This window comes from Agrobacterium sp. 10T429 (assembly GCF_056393925.1).
Map to the genome: position 1 here is coordinate 890,137 of NZ_JBFTGV010000001.1, position 15,832 is coordinate 905,968.

General features: G+C 55.1%; 19 protein-coding genes and 1 tRNA gene. 6 read left to right on the plus strand and 14 right to left on the minus strand.

The window, feature by feature from the left end:
• Positions 1-72: 72 nt before the first annotated feature.
• From AC1DCP_RS04370 to AC1DCP_RS04385, 4 genes are all read right to left on the minus strand, one after another.
• Positions 73-246: a hypothetical protein gene (locus AC1DCP_RS04370; protein WP_193559220.1), complete on the minus strand. Its 174-nt coding sequence runs from the start codon at positions 244-246 to the stop codon at positions 73-75.
• Positions 247-256: 10 nt separating this feature from the next.
• A complete protein-coding gene (locus AC1DCP_RS04375) occupies positions 257-439 on the minus strand; it encodes a hypothetical protein (protein WP_013635780.1) in 183 nt (60 codons plus the stop codon).
• A 159-nt stretch (positions 440-598) separates the two neighbouring features.
• Positions 599-1,195 (minus strand): AAA family ATPase, encoded by a 597-nt coding sequence (locus AC1DCP_RS04380; protein WP_367079062.1) that lies wholly within the window; start codon positions 1,193-1,195, stop codon positions 599-601.
• Between the two features lie 121 nt (positions 1,196-1,316).
• Positions 1,317-1,655: a DUF2147 domain-containing protein gene (locus AC1DCP_RS04385; protein ID WP_013635782.1), complete on the minus strand. Its 339-nt coding sequence runs from the start codon at positions 1,653-1,655 to the stop codon at positions 1,317-1,319.
• Positions 1,656-2,136: 481 nt separating this feature from the next.
• On the opposite strand from AC1DCP_RS04385, the gene AC1DCP_RS04390 reads away from it, so the two are divergent.
• Positions 2,137-2,403 carry an SEL1-like repeat protein gene (locus AC1DCP_RS04390; protein ID WP_003496982.1) on the plus strand — a complete coding sequence of 89 codons (267 nt, stop codon included), beginning with the start codon at positions 2,137-2,139 and terminating at the stop codon, positions 2,401-2,403.
• 408 nt (positions 2,404-2,811) lie between these two features.
• On the opposite strand, the gene AC1DCP_RS04395 is transcribed toward AC1DCP_RS04390, so the two are convergent.
• Together AC1DCP_RS04395 and AC1DCP_RS04400 are read right to left on the minus strand one after the other, a co-directional pair.
• Positions 2,812-3,924, minus strand: coding sequence for a pyridoxal phosphate-dependent aminotransferase (locus AC1DCP_RS04395; protein WP_065688158.1), 1,113 nt, complete (start codon positions 3,922-3,924; stop codon positions 2,812-2,814).
• A gap of 159 nt (positions 3,925-4,083) precedes the next feature.
• Positions 4,084-4,431, minus strand: a complete 348-nt coding sequence (locus tag AC1DCP_RS04400; protein ID WP_065688159.1) for a hypothetical protein — start codon at positions 4,429-4,431, stop codon at positions 4,084-4,086.
• A 328-nt stretch (positions 4,432-4,759) separates the two neighbouring features.
• Between AC1DCP_RS04400 and AC1DCP_RS04405 the strand changes: the two genes are divergently transcribed.
• On the plus strand, positions 4,760-5,977 hold the full coding sequence (locus AC1DCP_RS04405; RefSeq protein WP_065688160.1) for an NAD(P)/FAD-dependent oxidoreductase: 1,218 nt from the start codon (positions 4,760-4,762) through the stop codon (positions 5,975-5,977).
• Between the two features lie 7 nt (positions 5,978-5,984).
• Positions 5,985-6,785 carry an aldolase/citrate lyase family protein gene (locus AC1DCP_RS04410; protein ID WP_112152835.1) on the plus strand — a complete coding sequence of 267 codons (801 nt, stop codon included), beginning with the start codon at positions 5,985-5,987 and terminating at the stop codon, positions 6,783-6,785.
• A gap of 3 nt (positions 6,786-6,788) precedes the next feature.
• Here the strand turns inward: AC1DCP_RS04410 and AC1DCP_RS04415 are convergent, their stop codons facing one another.
• Positions 6,789-6,965: a hypothetical protein gene (locus AC1DCP_RS04415; RefSeq protein WP_186438775.1), complete on the minus strand. Its 177-nt coding sequence runs from the start codon at positions 6,963-6,965 to the stop codon at positions 6,789-6,791.
• Between the two features lie 95 nt (positions 6,966-7,060).
• A complete protein-coding gene (locus AC1DCP_RS04420) occupies positions 7,061-7,402 on the minus strand; it encodes a hypothetical protein (protein WP_003512218.1) in 342 nt (113 codons plus the stop codon).
• A gap of 163 nt (positions 7,403-7,565) precedes the next feature.
• On the opposite strand from AC1DCP_RS04420, the gene AC1DCP_RS04425 reads away from it, so the two are divergent.
• Positions 7,566-7,656: transfer RNA gene (locus tag AC1DCP_RS04425), tRNA-Ser, on the plus strand.
• A 151-nt stretch (positions 7,657-7,807) separates the two neighbouring features.
• Here the strand turns inward: AC1DCP_RS04425 and AC1DCP_RS04430 are convergent.
• Both AC1DCP_RS04430 and AC1DCP_RS04435 read right to left on the minus strand, forming a co-directional pair.
• Positions 7,808-8,005 (minus strand): hypothetical protein, encoded by a 198-nt coding sequence (locus AC1DCP_RS04430; protein ID WP_476774128.1) that lies wholly within the window; start codon positions 8,003-8,005, stop codon positions 7,808-7,810.
• 183 nt (positions 8,006-8,188) lie between these two features.
• Positions 8,189-8,539, minus strand: a complete 351-nt coding sequence (locus tag AC1DCP_RS04435) for a hypothetical protein (protein ID WP_476774129.1) — start codon at positions 8,537-8,539, stop codon at positions 8,189-8,191.
• Positions 8,540-8,632: 93 nt separating this feature from the next.
• Here AC1DCP_RS04435 and AC1DCP_RS04440 point away from each other — a divergent pair, with 93 nt between their 5' ends.
• Both AC1DCP_RS04440 and AC1DCP_RS04445 read left to right on the plus strand, forming a co-directional pair.
• Positions 8,633-8,884 carry a transcriptional regulator gene (locus AC1DCP_RS04440; protein WP_476774130.1) on the plus strand — a complete coding sequence of 84 codons (252 nt, stop codon included), beginning with the start codon at positions 8,633-8,635 and terminating at the stop codon, positions 8,882-8,884.
• A 50-nt stretch (positions 8,885-8,934) separates the two neighbouring features.
• Positions 8,935-9,255 (plus strand): hypothetical protein, encoded by a 321-nt coding sequence (locus AC1DCP_RS04445; protein ID WP_262514312.1) that lies wholly within the window; start codon positions 8,935-8,937, stop codon positions 9,253-9,255.
• Between the two features lie 668 nt (positions 9,256-9,923).
• Here the strand turns inward: AC1DCP_RS04445 and tnpC are convergent.
• The 4 genes from tnpC to AC1DCP_RS04465 form a co-directional block, all read right to left on the minus strand.
• On the minus strand, positions 9,924-11,372 hold the full coding sequence (tnpC, locus tag AC1DCP_RS04450; protein WP_476774131.1) for an IS66 family transposase: 1,449 nt from the start codon (positions 11,370-11,372) through the stop codon (positions 9,924-9,926).
• A 74-nt stretch (positions 11,373-11,446) separates the two neighbouring features.
• On the minus strand, positions 11,447-11,791 hold the full coding sequence (gene tnpB, locus AC1DCP_RS04455; RefSeq protein ID WP_012478067.1) for an IS66 family insertion sequence element accessory protein TnpB: 345 nt from the start codon (positions 11,789-11,791) through the stop codon (positions 11,447-11,449).
• Entirely contained in the window at positions 11,788-12,138 is a 351-nt protein-coding gene (locus tag AC1DCP_RS04460) for a transposase (protein ID WP_244517169.1), read from the minus strand. Before AC1DCP_RS04460 ends, tnpB begins: the two co-directional genes overlap by 4 nt.
• 84 nt (positions 12,139-12,222) lie before the next feature.
• Positions 12,223-15,735, minus strand: a complete 3,513-nt coding sequence (locus tag AC1DCP_RS04465) for a YobI family P-loop NTPase (protein WP_476774132.1) — start codon at positions 15,733-15,735, stop codon at positions 12,223-12,225.
• Positions 15,736-15,832: the final 97 nt, after the last annotated feature.

Consider the following 15,832-nt stretch of genomic DNA (forward strand, 5'->3'; position numbering starts at 1 on the left):
CAAGCGACAGAAATACGAAGAAACTGAAAAGAAACGGAAAAATGGCTGCGGCAAAGGGCGGGCGATTAGATATCAGCCGAGCGCGCCGCGTTGCAGGCTCATAAGCAGCACGAAACCGGCGCCTTTGGATGCCGGGCGGGGATCTGCCTTGTAAACTGCAAGTCCCGCCACCGGGCCTAGAAAGATCGATGCCACCAGCACCAGTCGCAGTGCGGAAAACAGGCCGTTGGAAAAGCTCGTCGTCATCGGCCGGTCCTCACAGCACGACGGGGCAATTGGCGGCGGGTGCCGGGCTGTGCTGGCAGGCAAGCGCCGCACCCGCATTTACCCGCTGAAAGCTGCGGTTGGGATTAACGACGAGCGAGGCGAAGGACATGGCGAAGATCGCCATGAGAAACGCGAAGATTGCCAGCCGGCTGATCAACTTTGTCATGTCCATTCCCCTTTATTGGAGTTCATGGACAGAGTTTTGCCACACTCGGACTGAACGGACCCTGAGACCCCGGTTCATATGGTGTTCAGGGAGATTAACGGGATACTTCCAGTGTGAATTAGGGCGGTGGCTGGCTTCAGCGGCCTCAAATTGCCTGCTTTTGCATCACGCCGGAGAGGCTACCGCACGGGCTGTGAGTTCGTTGACGAGGCTATCGAATGCTTCGGGATTGGCGATGTCGACGATCGGAACGTGATGGTGTCGCGCGGATGCCAGCATTTCGGTATTTTCGCGCAGGGACCGCTCAATGAAGGCGTCCATGATCCGGCGCTGGCCCGCCGTCGCATCTTTATATTCTGCATGCGCGCGCATTCTGTCGGAGAGAAAGTCATTCTGTGCGTGAAGAAAGACCCCGGCAACCGTTCTGCCCAGCAGGGGCGCTATAAATTCCGGCCGCAATGCCGCGCCCTCGAAGACGACGATATTGCCGGTGGCTGTCTTGCTGTCGATCAGCTTGCGCACAAGCGGCCAGATATTCTGGTGATGCACCTTCAGAAACCAATGGATCGTTTCTGCCGACAGCTGCCTGTAATATTCCTCCACAGGCGCGGGTATGCCCGGCCATGGCCTCCCGGGGTGGCGTGCCAGGCTGTCGGTTGAAATTGACACGCAGTGGAGCTTTTCGCTTAACAGGCCGGCTAGGGTGCTTTTGCCGACATGGGACGTACCCGAAATCAGGATTATGGAAAGGGTGGCAGGCATGCGTCGCTCTTAAGAGTGTTCGTTCGGGCCGCGACGATACATCAACGGATATATGCGTTACACACGACGTCCGTCTGCGACGACGGACAGGCTGTTACAAGCCTGTCCGCCGCATCTTATCTCACAACCGCGTCCAGGTCTGGGATTTGCACAGGATTTTCAGCACGCAGCCCTTCATACTCAGCGAATTGCCGGAAACGGTGCCGGAGCCGCTATAGGTCTTGTCATTGGCGGGATCGGTAATATCGCCCGAATAGCTGTTTCCCTTGCCGGAAAGCTTGCCGATCTGTTTTCCCGCATGTTTGCCTGTCTTCAGCGTCACGCAGAAAGCTGCGCCGCAGGGGCCGATTACGGCTGTCTCGCCGCTCGCCGTCTTCCAGTTGCCTTCAATGGGCTCAGCAGCAAAAGCAAGGTTGCTGCCGATCAGCAGGCCTGCGGCAATCATCATCACACGCTTCATAAAAACTCCTCCGTCCATGTCGCGCTTTCTTTGCCCGTTTCGTCCTCCGCACGGGCATGCGGATAGTATTTGACGTTCACGTAAAAGGAAACAGAAAATTCCAGCTGCGAGACGGCATTTGCGTCGGTCAGGAGAGCGGGAGAGGGGCAATTCAAAAAACCGTTGTTTGGATCGTGGTGAATGAAGGGTTGAAATCCAATTCTAAAGTTTTCGTAAAATTCGCTCGAAAGTCCTTAATTTCCGCACCTCGTGATATTTAACAAAAACCCAATTTTACCAATCGTTTGCAGTTTGTTTGCGGCCCATTAATCATGCCTTTTAAGCGCCCGTTGAAAGCCTCATGACATATTGGGGTCATCAAAAGCGCAGGGAAAACCTGCCGGCCGGAAGAACAAAAAAGCCGCAAAAGACGGCAGTTCCAAAGGTTAGCCTCGACAAGAAGGCACTTGATGAAACAGGCGAGAAGACAGGGATTAAAACGATGGCACGCTTTGAAATTCGCGATATCGAAATGGCAGTTGCCGGTGGCGAAACCCGCGCCGACACCCTTTGCAATCTCGGCCTGGTCTATGCGACCGGCCGGGGATGCAAGGTGGATCTGGTCGCGGCCCACAAATGGCTCAACATCGCCGCGATCCGCGGATCGGAAAGAGCCGCTTCGCTGCGAGCAGATCTTGCCCGCAACATGACCAAGGCGGAACTGGCCGAAGCGCTGCGTGCCGCACGCGACTGGATGACGATGCACTGACGCACCTTATCCGCGACAGAATTTCCGGTCCGGTTCCCTCCAGTCCCGATGACCGGTACAAACGAAAGTAAACCCGAAGGGGAATGCGGCGAGGGCTTTGAAAAGGAGCTTTTGCGCTGACACATCAAACCGCGACCGGCAGGAACAAGGCCGGCGCGGTTTTCTTATGTCTTGCGATGTCGGTTGATGGAAAACGATTCGCGAACAGGGGTTTGTCAGAGGATGTTGAATCGATGCACGCAATGTTCGATCGCGCTATATGCCGCCTGGCTCGCCACCCTCATCCCTTTGCTTCTCACAGGAATCTGGCCGGCAGACGTCCGTATGGCGAAAGATTCCTTTCAGCCCAAGGACTTGGGCTGGCTGGATTCCTGTGACAAGAACAGGAATGAGAAGGCACGCGAAACCTCAACCCAGCGCCTTGATGACCTTCGGCAATGCCTGTTCAAAAAGATCAAGCTTGTCATCAGGTCCCACACTCACACGAATGCAGCGGTTGAGCGGCGCCACGCCCGGCATGCGGATGAACACGCCATGTTCCATCAAGCCGTCGACGATGGCGCGGGCGTAAGTGCCGTCGCGCTGGCAATCGATGGTGACGAAATTGGTTGCCGACGGCAGGGGCGAGAGGCCGTTATTGCGGGCAATCGCGGAAATGCGATCTCGAGCCACCGCAATTTTTCCAACGACGTCATGCAGATAGGCCTGATCCTTCAGCGCCGCCAATGCGCCGGCGACCGAAACGCGTGCCATGCCGAAATGATTGCGGATCTTGTCGAAGGCTTCGACATTGCCGAGCGTGCCGATGGCATACCCCACGCGGGCGCCAGCAAGCCCGTAGGCTTTCGAGAAAGTCCGCATGCGCAGGATGTTCGGCTGGCCGATAAGGGCGTCGATGCTTGGCACGGCGCTGGCAGGTGCGGTCTCGCAATAGGCCTCGTCCAGAATGAGCAGGCAGGTTTCCGGCAGCGCACGGGCAAAGGCCACGACCTCGCTTGCCTCCCACCAGCTTCCCATCGGATTGTCGGGATTGGCGAAATAGACCAGCGGTGCATTTTCCCGGATGACGAGATCGAGAAGCCCGTCGAGGTTCTCGTGATCGTCGACATATGGCGTGGTCACGAGTTTTCCGCCAAAGCCGTTCACATGGTAATTGAAGGTAGGATAACCGCCGAGCGAGGTGACCACCGGCGTTCCCGGCTCAACGATTAGCCTGGCGATCTCACCCAGCAAACCATCGACACCGCCGCCAATGGCGATATTGCCACGCGAAACGCCGTGGTGGATGGCGAGTGCTTCCTTCAGTTCGAAATTTTCCGGATCGTTATACATCCAGGTCTCGGCCGCAGCATCCCGCATGGCCATAAGCACGGATGGGGCAGGACCGAACCCGCTTTCATTGGCGCCTATCCGCGCTTCCACCTTCAGGCCGCGGCCCCGCTCGATGGCTTCCGGGCCGACGAAGGGAACGGTTGAGGGAAGAGAGACGGCTAGCGGCGTAAGACGTGAGAAAGCGGACATTGGCTGAGATTTCCAGTACCTGTTTGAAAACCCGGCACACAATAGGTGCAAAAAAACCGGACGCAAGTCGCGCCCGGTTACCGGATGGCTGTTTTGGAACAGTTTTTTCCACCGTCGCGCCGTGAGAGAAAAACTCGGCCGCTAATCGGTCGATGCGGCTCAGACGCTGGTCTCGAAACTCAGCCTGCGCACATGGTGCAGGAACTCCGCGTCGATCAACATGTTGAATCCGATGGTGACCTTTTCCTCTTCCCTGCGGATCAGGTTGCAGCCGATCTCATCGCGAATGCCGAGAATTTCCAGATAGAAGTTGGTGGGCATCTCCAGATGCGGGCTGACCTCGATCTCTGCGCCAAAAAGCGAGATGCTGCGCACCAGGCAGCGCATGGTATCCTTGGCGCTGAGGTGATGCCCGATGAAGGTGATCTTTCCGGGCCGGTCGATCTGAAACTTCTCGTATTGCTCGTCCTGCGGGACGCTTTGACGGTGATCAATATGTAAAGCCATGACAACCTCCCGGATTGCCTTTTCCTGATGCCGATTTTAACGCGGCTTCCTTGCCAGTGCGTGAAGGAAATCCGCGCAATTGTCTGTTGTGCGTCTCGACATGGGCCAGACCGCCTGTCGGAAGCCGATGTTTCCCTTGAGGAAATGCATCCGGCTCCTTCCGGTTGCAAGGGTGTCGCAGTCTGGGGTGATAATGTGTCATGCTTGCACCGGGCTGGTGGCGCTGTACGGTTGACGCGGGCCGTACTTGGCGTTACGCCTGATCCCGCAATATGGCTTCGCAGGGTGCGGCAAATCTGCCCATTGGCGATTGTTCTGGGAGTGAAATGTGGCGGGAAGGCTGGTAATCGTCGGGGCGGGGCAGGCCGCTTTCGCGCTGGCGGCAAAGCTCAGGGCGCTGAAGGATGAGCGCCCCATCACCATCATCGGCTCGGAGGATGCCTATCCTTATCAACGGCCGCCACTGTCGAAAAAATACCTTTTAGGCGAGATGAGCTTCGACCGGCTGATGTTTCGCCCTGAGGAGTGGTACGCGGAAAACAATGTCGATATCCGGCTCACCACCTTCGTGGAGGAGATAGACCGCGCTGCCAAATCCGTTCGCATGCAGGATGGCAGCACGCTTTCCTACGACAAGCTGGTACTGGCGACCGGTGCTGCACCACGCGAGCTGCCCGCCAGCATCGGCGGCGATCTCGAAGGGGTTCTGACCGTTCGCGACAAGCGCGATGCTGACCGGCTGTTTGAGGAAATGAAACCCGGCCGCAGGCTGCTGGTTATCGGCGGTGGTTATATCGGTCTGGAAGCGGCAGCCGTCGCCCACAAGCTCGGTCTCGAGGTCACGCTGATCGAAATGGCCGACCGCATTCTCCAGCGCGTGGCGGCAAAGGAAACCGCCGATATCATGCGCGGCATCCATCAGGAGCACGGCGTCTCCATCCGCGAAAAGACCGGCCTCGTGCGGCTCGTCGGCATGGATGGCCGGGTGGCCGCTGCCGAGCTTTCCGATGGTTCGGTGCTTGACGTGGATTTCGTCATCGTCGGCATTGGCGTAACCCCGAACGATCGCCTTGCCCGCGAATCGGGCCTCGATGTCGGCAATGGCATCGTGGTGGATGAACACACCCGCAGCTCGGACAAGGATATCCACGCGGTGGGGGATTGCGCGTTGCTGCCGTGGCGGAGCCAGCTTGTGCGTCTCGAATCAGTCCAGAACGCGGTTGATCAGGCCGAGGCCGCCGCTCACGTACTGGCAGGCGCTGAAGTCGCCTATGATGCCAAACCCTGGTTCTGGTCGGATCAATACGAGGTAAAGCTGCAGATCGCCGGCTTCAACCTCGGTTATGACGAGACGGTGCTGCGGCCCGGCGCGCGCGAAGGCAGCTGGTCAGTCTGGTATTTCCGCGACGGGCGATTCGTGGCGGTTGATGCCGTCAACGATGCAAAGGCCTATGTTTCCGGCAAAAAACTGCTCGATACCGGCGCTGAGCCGGATCGCGCCATCCTGGCGGACCCGTCCGCCGATCTGAAATTACTGCTTTCCTGAGGACATCATGCCCGCTCCCGAAAATCGTTTCAAAACAGCCATCCACGCTGGCAGGCCGCAAATCGGCCTCTGGCTCGATATGGGTGAGGCCATCACGGCGGAAATTGCCGGAACAGCGGGTTTCGACTGGCTGGTCATCGATGGTGAGCACGGCCCGAACGATCTTCGCAGCATCATCGACCAATTGCGCGCTCTCGCCACATCGCCCGCCGAACCGGTGGTGCGTGTGCCCGTTGGCGAAAGCTGGATGATCAAGCAGCTGCTGGACGCAGGCGCCCGCACGCTTCTGGTGCCCATGGTCGATTCGGCGGCGCAGGCTGAAGCTTTGGTCAGTGCGATGCACTATCCGCCGCGCGGCATTCGCGGCATGGGGGCGGCGGTTGCCCGCGCCTCAGCCTTCAACACCATAACCGATTATGCCGACAGTGCGTCCGACAGCGTGTGCCTGCTGGTGCAGGCCGAAACGCGCGCCGCGATCAATGATCTCGACAATATTCTTGCGGTGGAAGGTGTGGACGGCATTTTCATAGGCCCGGCCGATCTTGCTGCGGATATGGGCTATCTCGGCAGGCTGGACGAGCCGGAAGTGCAGGCCGTAATCGAGGCAGCGATCGTCAAGATCGTCGCGGCCGGCAAAGCTGCGGGCATTCTCACCTTCAACGAGACCTTCAATCGCCGTTATCTGGAACTCGGCGCATCTTTCGTGGCTGTTGGCGCCGATGTCACGGAGTTTTCCAATACACTGCGTGCGCTATCCCGTCGCTACAAGGGCGGCGCAGCGCCTGCGCCATCCAAATCCGGATATTGAGTCTTAGTCATCGTTGCTGGCGTTCAGCTTTTCCGGCGGAATGCCTTCTTCGCCGGAAGCGAGATAACCGCTATTGATGAGTGCGGCGCGGACGATGCGCTGTATAGCCTCATCCCTGTCAATGCCGTGATCTCTCGCGAAATCCGACAATGCTTCTTCAAGATCGCTGCTGAACACCATTTCCGCCCCCCGTTCGTCAATTTTCTGAAATAAATGCGAACAGGCAAGGCGGAACGTATCCCGCCTTGCCTGAATTCTAGCCTCTAGTGCGGCAATCAGCGCCAGCGATAAAGGCTGCTGTTCGAAGAACTCTGCTGAGTACCAGCGCCGACCGCATAACCGATCGCAAAGCCGAGTGCGCCGACGATCGTCAGCAGCGAGGTTGCAGTGCCGGGGTTTTCCTTGACTGCTTCCACAACGTTCTGGCCCTGGGCGCGCACATTGCTTGCCGCCTTGCGAACGCGGCCACGAGCCTCGTCCAGAAATTCGGATGCATCTTCACCAACGCCTTCCGCACGAGCGGAAACGGACTTGGAGAGAGACGAAATCTGCGAACGCAACTCCGCAATCTGGTTTTCGATCGTATCTTCGACAACATTCAGTTTGGTCTGAGCCATTAGAACACCTCTTTTTGTTACCGAAGCCAGAACGTGCCGGAAGAGAAGAAGTTCCCCAATGGCCCGCAAAGTTTCGCTGGCGGGTGTTCGGCCAACAGGTTTTTCAGCTTCTTGGCGAAAAACCCTTGCATTCATTTTTTTAAAGCAATAATCAGGCCGCACCGGAGAGGTGGCCGAGTGGTCGAAGGCGCTCCCCTGCTAAGGGAGTATACGTCAAAAGCGTATCGTGGGTTCGAATCCCATCCTCTCCGCCATGACGCTTGTTTTCATTGCATAATTTGGATCTTTTCGCCGCTTGTCATAACTTGGCCGGCGCGTTTTCCGCTGTGGATGTGTCGTCCAGATAGCGAAAACCCACCAGTTGGTGATTCTGGCGGGCCTTCTTGGCGCTGTGGTGGCGTGGAATCAGGTAGCGCTTGCGGCCTGCACCAGCATCATTCCAATCAATAGGCCGCCGAGTAACGTCGCCGCTCCTACCATTGTCCACATACTCGCCTTTACCGCTGCGCCGTCCGGGTGGGCGTCGGCAACCACCAATATCATCATCAAGATTGAGGCTGCGAAAAACACGGCGATTGCCATGCACAGGATGGCTGAAATCATGAAGGTCTCCTCGGTTATTTGATTACCACCCCCGGCCCGCGCAGTGGCGGAGCGCGTGGTGCAGCTGGTGAGGCCTCTTAGGCCGGGGGCATTGGCAGCTGGAATAAAGGACCGGGTGCAGCCCGAAGGCGCACACCGGCAAGGTGGCCAGCCCGAAATGCGGATGGCTGGCACAGGGAACTGTCAGGAGCGGCGTTTCGCTGCCTTCACGGCTTCGGCCCATTCCTCTTTGCGAAGACGCTGTAGGCCGTTCAGAGCGGCCGCGATTGCAGGCTGTTCATCTTGGTACTCTCCGTGGGGGCACTCAACCAGCAGGGCTGCATGCCGTAGTTTGCCGGCAACGTCCGCCTCACAGATGACCGGCGCGTCGATGATGGCCCTAGAGACGATCCAGTGGGCTTCAGTTATGTGATCCATCGCATCATCCGGCATTTCACCGACGCGCTCACCGATCGTGTGAAGCTCAGCGAAGAGGCGGGTCATGCGGGAGATGAAGGACTCGTTAACCGTATCTGTTTGGGACTCGCTAACCATATCACGCGTTCCTTGTTGTGTCATTTGTATCTTAGTGATACCTTTAGATCAATTAACCTTGTTTGTCAACACTAAAAGATTAGAATGATACAAATGGATCAAAACCGTTTATCTGGCCGGCAGTTGGCGGCAGCAAGAACGCTGATTGGGAAAACGCAGGCTGAGATTGCGGCAGCGGCAAGAATATCGATACCCACCTTGAAGAGAATGGAGGCGAGCGAAGGCACTATCAGCGGTATGACTAACAACGTCGCTGCTGTAGTGCAGGCCTTGCTGGATTTCGGAATTATCTTCATCCCGTCTAACGGCAACGGACCAGGCGTCCGGTTGCGCGATCGCACTTGACCAGCCCTCATGCCTCGATCATTTTGCTACCCTGAATTTGGGGGTAGGCTATGAACAAGACAATCAGCACCGTTGCGATATTGCTCACTACGATGAGCGGGTTAAGCACCGCAGCGTTGGCTGAGACAGACGAGGAATGCGCTGCTGTAGGCAGGATAGCGGAAAATGTCATGGAGCGCAGACAGGGTGGCAAGTCCCTACAGAGCACCCTGGACGTCGTTATACCAAAGGGCAACGATAAGGTCGGCCCAGGTTTTCGAAAGATGATAATGGACGCCTACGAGGTCCCGTTTTTCAACATGCAAGAAAGCAAAGATCGAGCGATCGGCGTGTTCCGCGATCAGTGGCAACTAACCTGCATGAAGGGGTAACTTTTCGCTGAGATACGCAGGTCAGACAGCTTGACCATGCCGCCAGGCTAAACCATCTTGCTCTCCAAAGTCGGGGGACAAGAATGAAATTGCTGTTGGCGCTCGCAGTGATCGTTATCGCATCTATAGGAATATGGCTGGGCGGGTTAGGATAATCGTTGTTCAGCCAATAGGCGCGCTTCCTGAGGGCGCAACAATCGTTGTTGCCGGCGTGGGCAACATTCGATTGATTGATAGCCCAGACGCCATATGCAATCGGCACCAAGGTGGAGTAAGTCTTCTTTGTCGAGCCGGAGCGCTCGGCGCGATAGCTGAGAATGGTAAGATCTTGCTGCGCCTACCTTATAGCGAAACATTGTTCAGGATCACTGGTGGCCCCTTCCGCGAGGGATAGCGCCTACACATCAGGGTGCTTTGTAGAAGCAGGTCGGGCCCTTAAAGCGGCATCAAGGATGGTCGGCGGGTCTATGTCGGCGCCGCTATACGCACTAGTTCAATTGCTAACGGGCCGCAAAGAGCCGTCGATTGGTTTGCTGAGGAAAATGCACGTAGGCTAGGTCTTTCCTAGGCAGGCTTTTTTGAGTTCGTGATAAATGAAGCGCCGCTAATAGGTCCCCTGTAGAGTCCTTCATCGAGGAAATGCATTGTAAGCGGCAAGCTGACGCCGTTCAGGCCTTGTAGCTCCACGGCATAAGAGTATGGATTTCGCTGCTAGGCCAGCCATTTGCGAGGCGCTCGAGCGTCTGCGTCAGCCAAGCCTGGGGATCGACAGAATTCATCTTTGCAGTCTGCAGCTCGAAGACGTCACGACGCTTGATCGAGTACCGTAGAGCTTCGGCGAGTTTGGATTTGCCTGATACTCGCGGCAAAGTCGTCTGCCAGAGAGTGAAGAGGTCACGGACTATCGCCGCCGAGCGTTCTTGTCGGGCAGCGACACGCGCCTCAGGGCTTTGACCACGGACGGTATCTTCTATTTCCCAGAGCGTTGCCATTCGCTCGAGGGTCTCTGTTGCCACCTTGGAGCTTTTCGCGATATGCAATTCATAGAACTTGCGACGGCTATGTGCCCAGCAGCCAGCCAGAACAACGCCGTCGTTGCCGCCGTCCTTGCGGACAAGCTTGCTGTAGGCCCCGTACCCGTCAACCTGCAGAATCCCGCGATAGCCGCTGAGGTGCCGTGCCACGCAGTCGGTCGCCCGACTGTCTTCGAAGCGATAGGCCACCATGGGCGGGCCATTGCCTCCGAACGGTCGGTCATCCCTGGCATAGGCCCACAGCCATGCGGTTTTCGCCGACCCGGACCCAGGCGCCAGTGTCGGCAGGGTCGTCTCGTCGGCAAATATTCGTTCCGCCTTCTTGATTTCGTTCAGGATGTAATCGGCGAGGATGTCGAGCTCGAACCCCAGCTTTCCCATCCATTGAGCCATGAGCCTGCGGTCGAGTTCGACCTTGTCGCGGGCGTAAATCGCCTCCTGCCGATAGAGTGGTAGGCCATCGGCATATTTGGACACGGCGATCTGAGCCAGAAGCGCTTCTGTTGGAATGCCCGCCTCAATGATATGTGTCGGGGCCGCAGCCTGGATCACGCCGTCTTCGTTCTTAAAAGCGTATTTGGGACGGCGCGTAACAATGACACGGAACTTCGCTGCAACGACATCCAAGCGTTCGGATATGTCCTCTCCGATCAGGATTTTGGTCTTACCCGCATGCTCCGGCAAATCTTCCGGCTCGATCACCACCTCGATACGCTCCAGATGCGCCGCAAAGCCCTTGCGTGGCCTCGGTTGACGTTTGCCATCTTTGTTGATGCCACTCGTAACCTTGGCCCTGATCGCCGCAATACCGGTCTCGATCTCCTCAAAGACAAAAGCATGCTGCTCGTCATCAACACTGGCCGCTGCAAGTTTCTCTGAACGCCGTCCGAAGCGCGCGCGGTCAAAAGCTTTCAGGATCTGTGTCAGCCGCTCGATGCGCTCATCGGCATCAGCATTTCGGGCCTCGAGATCATCGACCTGCTTTTCCAAAGCCTCGACGCGAGCGGCCTTTTCGGCCATGGCAAGAACCATGGCCTTGAGTGCCTCTACATCATCCGGGAGCTCTATATCGGGTCGCGTCATGGGTATGATCAGAGCATATTTTGCTGTGATCCGCCCGCAGTTTCAGGTGCATGATTCAATTCGCCGCAGGGGTTTTACCCAACAATCTCTGGTGGCTTGATGGGTGTTGATCGAACGCGTTTCCAGTCCATTCCATCCACCAAAGCCAGAAGCTGGGCATTGTTGAGCTGGACCCGGCTGTGTCCGATGCGCGGCCAGCAGAACTGGGCTTTCTCCAGCCGCTTGGCGTAAAGGCAAACGCCGGAGCCATCCCACCATACGATCTTGATACGGTCTGCTCGTTTCGCCCGGAAGACATAAAGAGCTCCGTTGAACGGATCACTGCCAGCATCTCGAACCAGTGATAGCAAGCTGTCAGGTCCCTTACGGAAGTCGATCGGATGGCTCGCCAGAAAGACTTTCACGTTCGACGGGATCATGCCGACCGCACCGCTCGGATCACGCGACTGAGGTGTGCTTCATCGGCATCCACCCCCGCCCGGATAATTACGTCGCCGATAACCACCTCGATCACCGCCCGCGCGCAAACCGGCCCCAAATCCGCCTCGACAGACGCAGGCACCGAAGAGCCCCCTTGTTCGGCGCGAGCATCACGACGCCAGCCGAATAATTGTGATGGATGTATGCCGATGCGACGCGCAATTGCCGAGACACTCGCTCCAGGCTCCATCGCCTCAGCCACCGCTCGCTCCTTGAAATCATCGGACCAACGCCGCCGAAACTGCCGCGGCGCGCCCTCAAAACGTTCCGGAACGGCCTCGATCATATGAAAGTTTCTAGTTCCAGAGATAGGCGCAGACATAGAAGCTCACAGCTGGTGAATAGTCATTACTCAATAGCTGAGCCCGCGCTACTGACGCCAGATGGGGTCAGCTTGCCGCTTACACGAGGCAAACTGCACGTTAGTATCTGTTCTATCGATCCTCGGATTCTTTCCGGGGATCGCAATGTCGCTGTATGGAGGTGGCGACGCCTCGAGAATACCGCGTATCTCTACGGGACTAAGCTCCCCCTCCAGCTTGTTGAAGAGGGATATACGCGATTCTTCTTCTCGGGAATTTAGGATAACAGCTCGAATGAAATCAGCATTGTAATCCCCCGGCGCAATAGGCAAGCGATTTAGGACAGGAGCTATCGATGCGGCAACTGATGGATGGCTAACCACGAAACTTGGATCAATTTCGGAAATGACCTGAAGTTTTTGTGCGTCGGAAATGGCTTCTTTCAAAAGATCTTCGCGGAAGCTATCGTCTACTAAGAGGTCTTGGCGTTTGCTCCAATAGCTGTCAAAATTTGTCGCTATGAAAAGAACGGAAAGGCGTTTCTCCATCTTTTCATAATTTTCTTTCGAGAAAACGAGCTTGCGCGCCCTTATCAAGATTTTGACTTTCTCAGATCTGACTGCCGGGAGTTTTGTGAACGGTTTCGGAAGGTTGCGAACGTACGAATTGTACACCTCATCCTGCAAGCTATCGCTATCGATCAGAAACTGTCGAAGTTTGAACCATTCCGGTCCATCTGGCACTTGCGTTCGGGAAAGAACTTCAGCAGGTTCACCGGGTTGCAAATAAGCGGTTAACACTTGTTCATCAAACGCCTCACTTGAAAGGTAAGTCAGGCAATTTTTCCAAGTGCTTCGGATTTTACGCCCATTCAGCAGTAAGTCATAGAATGCTTCTGGGACTGCCTCGAGCGAGTTAAGGACAGTGGATTGCATTTCAAGAAACTGGGCCCGACTGTCGAAATCCGTTTCCTCTCGGCTCAGTACATCGATCACTGACGCCTCATCTTCTAATTTGTTTGATTCCAACTGTAGCAATACATCAGTGAGATAAGTTTCAAAATTTGCCTCTATGTGCGTCAGAAGTGCTTTGTCATTCGCTCTGCGTATCGAGGTGAAGTTTTGCGTTTCAAGGCCGGTGAGTTCAGGGTACACAACAACGTGTTGCATAACATGCCGGATATTCTCGATAGATATTTGATAGAGTTGCTCGGCTACGACGAAAGAGGCGACCTCCTTAAAATCAGCCAAAGTTGAAAGATCGGCTACGCAAACTTCGATCGCCTTTAGACGTTTAAATTCGAAGTAGACTTTCTCATGGAGAACAAAGCTCAGGTTTTCAGAGAGAAACCGAGATAATGCTACACCGGCAGGGTTCCGTGGAGCGAACAACTCTTCGGGAGCGAATGCGAGCATTCTAGCTGCGTGAGCCGCAGCTTGCGAGCTTTTCAAAGCGACGGCAGGGAAACTGGGCCACTTGATCACAAGCATCGACACAAGCTCGGCAATGAGTTTACCTCTTGTATAGTAGCTTGAGAAAAACTCGTCGCACTCGCTCAAATGGTCCTTGATAAATTCATTCGCTGCCTCAATACGCGTAGTATTCTGTTCATAATTCTCCAGCAGGTAATCCATGATGTGCCGGTTTAACACATATTCTCGGCCGAAATCATCCTCGCGCATTGATGAAATAACTTCAGAGACATTGTCCAACTGGAAATCTGGACCGGGGTTCGTATAGCTGCGGATTTGAACAAGAAATCTATGGTCGTAAGGGGAGAGGCGTTCGCCATGGAAGAGTGAGATGTACTGGTAGTAAGTATCATCAAGATGCCCTTCCAGAATAAGATATCTCAGCAAGTCTCTGTTCTCACCGACTTCCGCAAACACCTCTTCGCTGAGTTCGGAGCTTTCCCTGACGACTTCATTAAACTTCTTCATTCGCAACAACGAAATATCACGCTTTAATCTGCGTGTCTCTTCAGCCATTTTCTCCTTGAATCCTGCCGACTGGTGCTCAATCGCGTTCTTGCGCTGGGTGTATGTTGCTGTGGGATCGACTGACGCTTCCAAGCCTTGCATCTGGACGGTAGCCTGATACCCATTCAGATTGAGCGTAGGTATCGAAGTCATCGCAAGCAATTTTTCGAATTCTGGGTGTTCTGGGATTCTGCCAAGCGGAATTTGGCCAAACTCTGTATTGAGGAGCGTCATATTTGCAGGAACGCGCGCGACGATGGCCATGGCGTAAATTCTACGAAGATCCTCGACGTCCCTCACTTTATGAGCTTCTGCACGGTCGACTTCAGCTTGGAGTTCGGCCAGGTTGGTTCGTATTTTGCTTTCGGCTCTCGCAATGAACTCTTCGTAACGGCTCAAAATTTTGGCAAGCACACCGTCTTGGCGGTGAAGATCCGCAAAATCCTTCGGCATGACGTTTTTATAGATCAGTACGGCGAGCAACTTGTTGGTATCAAGAACACCTTCGCCATCCGTACTCAGATTTTCGGAATAGATGACGTACTCGTTAAAGATATTTCCGATCAGCCTCATGTCGTCCAGATATCGCGAAACCTCCCGCACAAAACGAGGCTCGAGACGTTTTGCCAGACCAGTGCGATTGATATGCGCCAGAACTTTATCGACCGAATTCGAGTGATTTATTATCGGAATAATCGGAATGATAAACTCAAAAAACTTCGTTCGGTCTGTGTTAACGAAGATATCGTCGCGGAGAGCATATAGAAATCGAACGCGGCGATGCACGCCAGCGTTCGCGTTCACCAGTCCGTTGATTTCGCGCAGCGTAACAAAGATATCCGGATTTTCGAATCGATCCAAATCTTCGATCACTACGAGATCGTACTCCGTCGATTGAAAGAAATAGATGATCTCATCGAGATGCCGGTTGAGAATTGACTCTTGGTCAGCGGCATTTGGAGCAATCTGTATGTCTTTCAGCGACACGCTCTTAAGCGAGACACCAAAGCTCTTAACGTAGACTCCATGAACAAGCCACCACAGACAGGTCGTACCAACGAGGAAAGCAAGGTAGTTGAACCATTTCGACCATTCGAGTGGCTTAAAATACGCGCCGGTCGTTACGTCTGATATGTTTGTGAGAAGGTACCAGATGGAGAATACGCCGACACAAAGCCCCAAAGAGCTGAGAGCCGACCACTTGTTTGGTGTCTGTATCCGCTTGAAGCGCGAGTGCGGTAGCCTATTAGCATCGGCCCCGTATAAGATCTGCTGCAGGATACTTCGCTCAATCTCCTGTTTGCTTGGCCCTTTTCCCGGCGCTTCGCCTTCAGGAATAAAAGAAGCGAGCGATAAGGGCAGTGCTTGTCTAGGATATGACTCGAGAAATGATTTAATCACGCTGCTTTTGCCAGATCCGTACGGCCCAGTGAGAGCGATATTGAAAACGCCTTTCTTACCCATCGCAGCATTGAGGGCCGCAGCGTATATGCCGCTCCGATCAGCATTGTTCGTGGGAGCTAGGTCAACAAATCTGGTATCCGGCCTAACCTTGGATGCCGACCAAAAACGTTTGACTAGAGAGTTGCTGAAAAGGGTCAATCGGACTACCTGCTCTTAAGTAACAACGATCTCGGCCGACACATGCCTAATCGTAGAGAGTGACAAGTTTAACAACATGATTGGGGAATACACGCTG

What these genes read in the sequence shown, in the direction of transcription:
- AC1DCP_RS04375 (WP_013635780.1), bottom strand. Translation starts at nt 439, where the DNA reads ATGGACATGACAAAGTTGATCAGCCGGCTGGCAATCTTCGCGTTTCTC.
- AC1DCP_RS04385 (WP_013635782.1), bottom strand. Translation starts at nt 1,655, where the DNA reads ATGAAGCGTGTGATGATGATTGCCGCAGGCCTGCTGATCGGCAGCAAC.
- AC1DCP_RS04390 (WP_003496982.1), top strand. Translation starts at nt 2,137, where the DNA reads ATGGCACGCTTTGAAATTCGCGATATCGAAATGGCAGTTGCCGGTGGC.
- AC1DCP_RS04435 (WP_476774129.1), bottom strand. Translation starts at nt 8,539, where the DNA reads ATGGTTAGCGAGTCCCAAACAGATACGGTTAACGAGTCCTTCATCTCC.
- AC1DCP_RS04370 (WP_193559220.1), bottom strand. Translation starts at nt 246, where the DNA reads ATGACGACGAGCTTTTCCAACGGCCTGTTTTCCGCACTGCGACTGGTG.
- tnpC (WP_476774131.1), bottom strand. Translation starts at nt 11,372, where the DNA reads ATGACGCGACCCGATATAGAGCTCCCGGATGATGTAGAGGCACTCAAG.
- AC1DCP_RS04420 (WP_003512218.1), bottom strand. Translation starts at nt 7,402, where the DNA reads ATGGCTCAGACCAAACTGAATGTTGTCGAAGATACGATCGAAAACCAG.
- AC1DCP_RS04395 (WP_065688158.1), bottom strand. Translation starts at nt 3,924, where the DNA reads ATGTCCGCTTTCTCACGTCTTACGCCGCTAGCCGTCTCTCTTCCCTCA.
- AC1DCP_RS04445 (WP_262514312.1), top strand. Translation starts at nt 8,935, where the DNA reads ATGAACAAGACAATCAGCACCGTTGCGATATTGCTCACTACGATGAGC.
- tnpB (WP_012478067.1), bottom strand. Translation starts at nt 11,791, where the DNA reads ATGATCCCGTCGAACGTGAAAGTCTTTCTGGCGAGCCATCCGATCGAC.
- AC1DCP_RS04440 (WP_476774130.1), top strand. Translation starts at nt 8,633, where the DNA reads ATGGATCAAAACCGTTTATCTGGCCGGCAGTTGGCGGCAGCAAGAACG.
- AC1DCP_RS04380 (WP_367079062.1), bottom strand. Translation starts at nt 1,195, where the DNA reads ATGCCTGCCACCCTTTCCATAATCCTGATTTCGGGTACGTCCCATGTC.
- AC1DCP_RS04400 (WP_065688159.1), bottom strand. Translation starts at nt 4,431, where the DNA reads ATGGCTTTACATATTGATCACCGTCAAAGCGTCCCGCAGGACGAGCAA.
- AC1DCP_RS04410 (WP_112152835.1), top strand. Translation starts at nt 5,985, where the DNA reads ATGCCCGCTCCCGAAAATCGTTTCAAAACAGCCATCCACGCTGGCAGG.
- AC1DCP_RS04460 (WP_244517169.1), bottom strand. Translation starts at nt 12,138, where the DNA reads ATGATCGAGGCCGTTCCGGAACGTTTTGAGGGCGCGCCGCGGCAGTTT.
- AC1DCP_RS04415 (WP_186438775.1), bottom strand. Translation starts at nt 6,965, where the DNA reads ATGGTGTTCAGCAGCGATCTTGAAGAAGCATTGTCGGATTTCGCGAGA.
- AC1DCP_RS04430 (WP_476774128.1), bottom strand. Translation starts at nt 8,005, where the DNA reads ATGATTTCAGCCATCCTGTGCATGGCAATCGCCGTGTTTTTCGCAGCC.